The organism is Candidatus Woesearchaeota archaeon (genome assembly GCA_027858315.1).
In the GTDB taxonomy this organism is placed as follows: Archaea; Nanobdellota; Nanobdellia; order Woesearchaeales; family UBA583; genus UBA583.
In genome coordinates this window covers 1-7,724 of the sequence record JAQICV010000056.1, presented here as the reverse complement: position 1 = coordinate 7,724, position 7,724 = coordinate 1, and the positions used below count along the sequence as shown (strand labels likewise).

The window sequence follows — 7,724 nt, the reverse complement described above, 5'->3', positions numbered from 1 at the left end:
AAAGGTTATGGTGCTTCACTTAAGACTGGAATCTTAAACTCTAAATTTGAGTATATAGCAATTTCTGATGCAGATGGTACTTATCCAGTTGCAAAATATCATGATTTGATTAAAGAATTGGGAGATTATGATATGGTAGTTGGAGCAAGAAGTTGGAGTTCTATTTCCAAACTTAGACTAGTGCCTAAATATATTCTAACAATCCTCTCAAGTTTTTTAGCTGGAAAAAAAATTGAAGATTTAAATTCAGGTATGAGAATTTTTAAAAAAGAGATGTCAAAGCAATTTTGGAATCTATATCCTAATGGTTTTTCATTCACATCAACAATTACTATGGGAGCTTTCACAAGTGGTTATGAGGTAAAATATGTTCCAATTGATTATTACAAAAGAGATGGGAAATCTCATATACATCCAATAAAAGATACAATAGGATTTTTCACATTAGTATCTAGATTAACATTATATTTTAATCCTATCAGGTTTTTTATGCCATTAAGTTTCATATTATTAATATTGGCAATTGCAAGAGGAATTAGAGATTATTTGGTGACAGAATCGTTAGGAGGATTAACTTTAGTTTTATTTTTCATGTCATTTCAAGTGTTCTTTTTTGGATTGCTTGCAGAGATAATTAGAAGAAAGTAGTTTATGTTACTACTATACTTCATTATTTAACTTTATATCCTAACTTTCTTTGTTCTAATTATGGTTAATGAAAATGCACCTATTGAAGATACAAGATTGAATGGTATTTTCTCAGGAAAATTAAAAAAAATTAGAATTGGTAAAATTGCCAAATATGTTAAAGGAGATAAAAATATTTTAGATCTAGGCTGTGATGATGGTCATTTTTTGAACTTTATTGAAAAGCCAAAATATTACTTAGGAATTGATATTCGAGAAGATATTTTAAAAAAATGTAGGAAAAGGTATAAAAATGAAAAAAATTTCAAATTCGAGAATGTTGACTTCAACAAACAAAAAATCAAAAGCAAAGAGAAATTTGATTATGTTATTCTATCTGCTTTAATTGAACATATTGATGATTTTGAGAATTTATTAAACCAAATAAATCTTATAACTAAGAAAGGCTCAAAAATATTAATCACTACTCCTGTTCAATTTGCAGATCATATTCTTCGAATAGGTTCAAAATTTAGACTCTTTGCAAAAGACTCCTATGAAGAGCATGTAAGGTATTATTCGAAAAAGGATTTCAAAAATATAAATGGGTGGAATCTAGAAGTGTATGAAAAGTTCGAGCTTGGTTTAAATCAAGTAGTTGTTCTAAAAAAATCCAAATGATATTATTAGCCAAAATCCAGAACATTTTAATTCATAAATTTAGCAAATTTTTTTATCTTGGTCTTATGAGTTATGGACTTAAGATAATTCTTACTGCATTTTTAACTGAGTTTATGAAAATTGATTATTTTTATTCATATATTGCTACATTATCTGTAATTATAGTCTTAAATTTTTATTTTAACATGTGTTTCGTATTTAAGAATCAAAAAGAAAAATTAAAAAATATTTTTAGATATTCTATAGCTTTAGTAATTATGTATTTTCTAGATTTATCTTTGGTAAAATTCCTGACAGATAATCTAGGGATACATTATTTATTTTCAATTGTGATTGTAACTGTTTTCCTATTTGTGCTAAAATATTTTGTATATGATAAATTGGTATTTAAATAAATTAATCAATACCAAATTCATTGAATATATCAATTTCTTCTTCACTTAAAGAACGATTCCATATAGCAAAGTTATCTATTGAGCCATAAAATGAATCAATCCATTGGTTATGTGTTGGTCTATATCTTGAACCTATAACTCCTAAATCGGGCTCTAATCCAATATAAGATTCAGTATAAGTAGCATTCTCAAATAGTTCCCCATCTACATACCAATAAATAATATTCTTTTTTTTAATGAATCCTATGTTTATCCATTTATTTAATGTAACCATTTCTTTCTGATTTCTTGCATCTAACTCTTTAGGAGGAGATTGCCCATATGCAGTTGTTTTATTCTCATAGATATGAAAATAATTCCTCACATAATTGTAATTGCTAGGTGTATTTGTAAATTCACCATAAATACCATCTCTATCAGTAATATCTTTAATAAATAAATTCACAAAAAAACTAAATTCTTTTGGATTCTTATCTAATATGAGATTGGTTTCAATTCTGTCATCATTCCCATCAAACTTAGCAGCCATCCCCTCAACTCCTTCTACGTACGTAACTCCAAACTCAGTTCCATCATTCCCATTACCTGAGTAATCTTTAGCATCTCCATCAAAAGGATAATAAGCTAGCAATCCATCGTATAAATTAATGCTATCTTCTATAACTAAATTATGCGCAATAGAAAAAGTCTGAGAATCTTCTAACTCCTCAGAACGAACTAAAATAGTCCACATCCCAACCTCTATCTCAGAAGGATAAACATAAACTTGTTCTACTACATTCAAACTATCTCTCTTATATCTTACAGGTAAGTCTTCATAATTCTGTCCTGTAGGGGTTAATGTCCATGGCAAATATAATTTTCCTGTAGGAGACAATACCATAATTTCTAAATCATTCTTTAAATTAGTCCAATCATACCAATTACCTGGAAGGTCATCCCAAGCAAGAGTGATTTTCAAATCTTCTTGATTCTCAGAAACATTTATTTGAAAGTATTTAATATCCTCTTCACTCTTAATCTTAGACTCAAAAATATTTTCATTTTCAATAGTTTCAATAGCTTTTTGAACATTTAGTAATCCGAAACCTGTTTTAAAATCTGGACCATCATTTTCAAAACTACCTAAACCATCATTCTTTAAATCATTTGCAGAGTTCACAAGAACTGCCTTATATGTTGATGGAAGCATACCATCTTGAGTATTATAGACTTCCTTGTAAGTTTCGATCATTAATGCTCCAGTAGCAGAGACCATAGGAGTAGAAAAAGAAGTTCCACATGCAACCTCATCATCAATGATATTTGTATAAGTACCCTCAGAACTTGTAGAATAAATTCCAATATTGTTATCTGCGCATCCTGGCGCCACAATTTCAGGTTTAATTCTTCCATCATATGTTGGTCCAAAGCTACTAAAATTAGCAATTGAATTATCTTCACTATTAACTGCACCAACTGTAATTACATTTTTTGCAGAAGCTCTAGGTAGAATATTCATATAATCAGACTTTAAAGCATCATAACTACAGCTAATTTCTTTATATACATTTCCTGCAGACCAAAAAATTGGGACTTTTAATTCTCGAGTCAAACTATCTAAAAGTTTAGAATCAGTTGTATAAGACCCTCCTGCACAATCCATTGAAATAGGTTTTGCTCCCCAAGAATTTGTAATTATTTGCGCACCATAATCCTCTACAGCTTCAGTATAGTGATTTTTAATATCTCTTGTTACAAAAAAGAAATTAAAGGGATTAAATGTTGGCATATAAGAAATTAATTCTGAGTCTTTCGCTATTCCTTGATATTTTAAAGCATCGCTAGAATCCTCCGAATTTGAAACTAATATTCCTGCAACATGAGTTGCATGGTCTGTCTCATCTACATAATCTTGAGGAATAGTTAGTTTATCTTGAAATGATTGATGTTCAAATGGAACTCCAACTTCATATTGTAAAATTTTTACTCCATCTCCTGTTGCTTCATATAAATTCTCATTTCTATAGTTATTAGCATTTATTGCTATCTTTGAATCATAAAGTGTATCTTCGAAATCAACATTTATTGCTTCAAGATATTTAATCTCTTTTAATTCAGCAATTTTGGAGATTTTGCTTTCTTCAATCTCAATAGCAACAACTCCTATTTCTTCTAATGAATATAATACATTAACATCATATTCTTCAAGCATTAAAGTTAAATCTTCTAAAATAATTTCTTCTTTATAATATGCAAAAATAACTACTTTTCCTGCTTGTGTATAACTATTCTCAGAAAATTTTAAATTTTTAATCTTTTCTGAGATTTTTAAAGAAGAATCAGCTTTACTTGAAAAAACTATTTTGTTTTCAATTTCACTATAGCAATTATTAATCCGTTTACTATTAGAAAAACAATTAGAGTCAGTTAATGGTACTGATATATACCAAAAATTTGTATTAATCGGAAATATTAAATCAAAGTCAAATTCATTAGTTAATTTATCTTTTTGAAAATAATTCAATTCATGTTCGAATTTTATGATATAATAAGCTCTTTTATCAAGAGAGTTTTCTTCTTGTATTCTAATTGTTTCTTTAAACATATTTTCATCAATATTCTTTGATGCAAAAACAACACCAGTTAGGCTAATTATTAACAGGTATAGAATTAATATTGTTCGAGTATTTTTTCTCAAATTTTCCATTTGTAAAATTATTTAGAAAACCCAATTATAAAATCGTTGCTATTGTTTTTTTGAAAAAAATTAGAAGTAGGGATAAACTATAGATTTCTTGGATAAAAAAATCATTAAAACGTAAAATACTTGACTTTTTTCTTATATATTTTTACTTGATTCTTCTATCTTTTAAGAAAATTTTATTAATACTTATTAATCATTCTTTTTATAATGCTTTTTAATTCAATTCATTTTATATTATTTTTTATTTCAATCCTTATTGTATATTATATAATTCCTAGTGGTTATAGATGGATTTTGTTGCTGATTTCAAGTTATTATTTTTATATGGTTTGGAATTTCAAATATGCTTTTTTAATATTTTTATACACATTTATTAATTACTTCTTAGCTATCAAAATTGAAAAATTAAAAGAAGGTAGATCTAAGAAATTTTATCTTTATCTTACAATTTTATTAAATTTTAGTTTTTTATTTGTTTTTAAATATTTCAATTTTATAAGTATTTCATTTTCAAACTTTTTAAATTATTTTAGTTTCAGTACAAGTCCTTTATTGCTAGATTTAATCTTGCCTGTAGGAATCTCATTTTATACATTCCAGACAGTTGGATATGTTATTGATGTATATAATAAGAAAATAAAGGCTGAAAGACATTTTGGGATATTTGCTTTATTTGTTTCTTTTTTCCCTCAATTAGTTGCAGGTCCAATTGAGAGAGCTAAAAATTTATTACCTCAGTTTAGGAGAAAAAAAGAGTTTGATTTAGATAGTTTTATTTTTGGATTCAAGATAATTATTTGGGGTTTCTTTCTAAAAGTAGTAATCGCAGATAGATTATCTATATTAGTTGATCAAATATTTAATAATGTCTCAGCTTATACTGGCTTACCTTTAATTATTGCAACATATTTCTTTGCATTTCAAATACTCTGCGATTTTTCAGGTTACTCATTAATAGCAATTGGATGTGCAAAAATGCTAGGCTTTGACTTAATGGAGAATTTTAGAAGACCATATTTTGCAAAATCAATTGGTGAGTTTTGGAAGAGGTGGCATATATCATTGTCTACATGGTTTCAAGATTATCTATATATTCCTCTTGGAGGTAATAGAGTTAAGATTCCTAGATGGGGCTTTAATGTTTTAGTTGTCTTTATTATCAGTGGACTCTGGCATGGGGCTAATTGGACATTTATTATCTGGGGTGCATTACATGGCTTTTATTATCTATTTTCTAGGTTAACTGTTAAATTTAGGAGTAATATTATTATTTTATTAAAATTAAATAATTTTCAATATTTACTAAGTTTCTTTAATATTATTATAACATTTCATCTTGTTCTATTGGGGTGGATTTTCTTTAGAGCAAATAGCCTTAGTGATGCTATATATATAATCAATAATTTTTTTGTAAATTTCAGTTTTAATATATTTCAATATAATATTGGTTTAAGTTTTTGGGAATTTATAATTGCTATAGCTTTAATTGTATTCTTAATTATTGTAGATTTTATTCAGGAAAAGTCATTATTTGACAATAAACATTTTATTAAATTTAAAGTTTTAGAACCTTATTATTATATTAGTCTAATTTATATAACTTTATTGTTCGGTATATTTAAGTCCGCTCAATTCATATATTTTCAATTTTAAAATGGTAAAAAATCAAAAAATAAAAATTTCAGGTTACTTATTCTTGTTTTTAATATGCTTCATTATAATAAATTTCAGTTTTAATTTTGTTTATAATCATTATACTATAACTCCACATAAGGATAAAGTATATTCTCATTTTATCTCAGAGAACACTTTAGAGTATTTATTTTTAGGTGATTCACATACATATATGGGTTTGAATCCAGAATTTATTTCAAATACTTCATTTAATTATGCATTTCCTGGCGAATCCTATGCTGAGAATTATTATAGGTTGAAAAGAATTGTAGAAAAGGACAGAGTAATTCCTGAAATAGTCTTTTTAGAAATTGATGGTTCAATGAATGAGAATATTGATTTATTTCAAAGGTCATTATACTTAATTAGAAATGATGTCTCATATGCTCAAATAAGTGAAGATTATGGTTTTAGTGTGAAAAGTTTCATAAATTATAATTTTGGTTTTATTGGTAGGGGGATTTTTTTTGGGTATGTGTTCTTAGATAAGAATAAATTAGACTCTATTAATGCACAAGGTTTTTTTCTTTCAAATGGTGTTTTAAACAATAATACATTTGTTATAGATTATAAAATGGATTCTAAAGTTGATTTAATTAGTTTGGATAGAATATTGAAGTTATCAAAGAAAAATGAAATTGGAGTTATTTTTATTAAATATCCTCATAATGTGAGATTGAATCTTAATGATTCATCTGTTAAAGAATACTATTTAAGTATTGGAGAAGTTGTCAGAGATAATAATATTAATTTCACCATTTTTGATTACAGTGAGACTTATATGGATAATGATTCATTATTTTTTGATTTAGATCATCTAAACTATATTGGAGCAGAAATATTCTCAAAAGATTTGAATAAAAGAATAGATGAATTAAAAATCAATAATTAATTCACTCTAAAATACAACTAGGTAATTTAGGAAATTTATAAAAATCAAAGATTATTAAAAATTCAAAGTTATTAATATCTTCGGAAAATTTATTTCTAACAATATTTAATGATTCGTACAGTTCTTCAATTGAATTGGCAAAGAAATTTGCAGTAAAATTCCAATTACCTATAGTTTCAGCATAATTACTTAAGAATGCTTGTTCTTTCAAGAATTTTTTAAATTCATTCATTTTTCCTGAATTAATGTTTAGTAAAACGCTACACCATATTTTTCCGAATTTATTTCCATCTATTACAATACTATTTCCTGTAATATATCTATTGTTTTCTAATCTCTTAACTCTGTACTTTATAGCTTCAGCTGTAAGTTTTGTATCTATTGCAATTTTAGCATATGTTTCTTTAGGGTTTTGAGATAATTCATATATTATTTGTTTGTCAATCTGGTCGAGTTTTTCTAAATCTTTTTTAGTATCATTTTCTTTTAAATTATTAAATGAATATTCTCTAACAACATTTTTATCAAAGATATTTTCAAGAAATAGATTTGCTGGAGCTTTAAATTTGTCAATTACATATAAATAATCAATAAATGCAATATTTTTCCCAAATTCTTTATTATATTCTGAGATTATTTTATGAACTTCTTCATGAGTTTTAACAATGATTGAAATTCTTAAATCATATCTTCCAAAAGTTTTACCAATCCAAGTAGTATTTTTATGATTTTCTAAGTATTTGATAATTTGATTTAAATTCTCATTTGA

Annotated in this window: 6 protein-coding genes; 4 read left to right on the top strand and 2 right to left on the bottom strand. The window is 26.1% G+C overall.

The features are described from left to right. Positions 1–648 (top strand): glycosyltransferase family 2 protein (locus PF569_04980; GenBank protein MDA3855588.1); only part of this gene is annotated, 648 nt, incomplete at its 5' end. Positions 649–708: 60 nt separating this feature from the next. Further along, positions 709–1,308, top strand: coding sequence for a class I SAM-dependent methyltransferase (locus PF569_04975; protein MDA3855587.1), 600 nt, complete (start codon positions 709–711; stop codon positions 1,306–1,308). A 396-nt stretch (positions 1,309–1,704) separates the two neighbouring features. Here the strand turns inward: PF569_04975 and PF569_04970 are convergent, their stop codons facing one another. Continuing rightward, the gene (locus PF569_04970; GenBank protein ID MDA3855586.1) at positions 1,705–4,392 is read right to left on the bottom strand and encodes a S8 family serine peptidase; all 2,688 of its coding nucleotides are present in this window, start codon (positions 4,390–4,392) and stop codon (positions 1,705–1,707) included. Between the two features lie 321 nt (positions 4,393–4,713). On the opposite strand from PF569_04970, the gene PF569_04965 reads away from it, so the two are divergent. After that, positions 4,714–6,042, top strand: coding sequence for an MBOAT family protein (locus tag PF569_04965; protein ID MDA3855585.1), 1,329 nt, complete (start codon positions 4,714–4,716; stop codon positions 6,040–6,042). Between the two features lies 1 nt (position 6,043). Then, entirely contained in the window at positions 6,044–6,955 is a 912-nt protein-coding gene (locus tag PF569_04960) for a hypothetical protein (GenBank protein MDA3855584.1), read from the top strand. Position 6,956: 1 nt separating this feature from the next. On the opposite strand, the gene PF569_04955 is transcribed toward PF569_04960, so the two are convergent. Beyond that, a partial coding sequence (locus PF569_04955; GenBank protein ID MDA3855583.1) for an Lrp/AsnC family transcriptional regulator occupies positions 6,957–7,724 on the bottom strand: 768 nt, incomplete at its 5' end.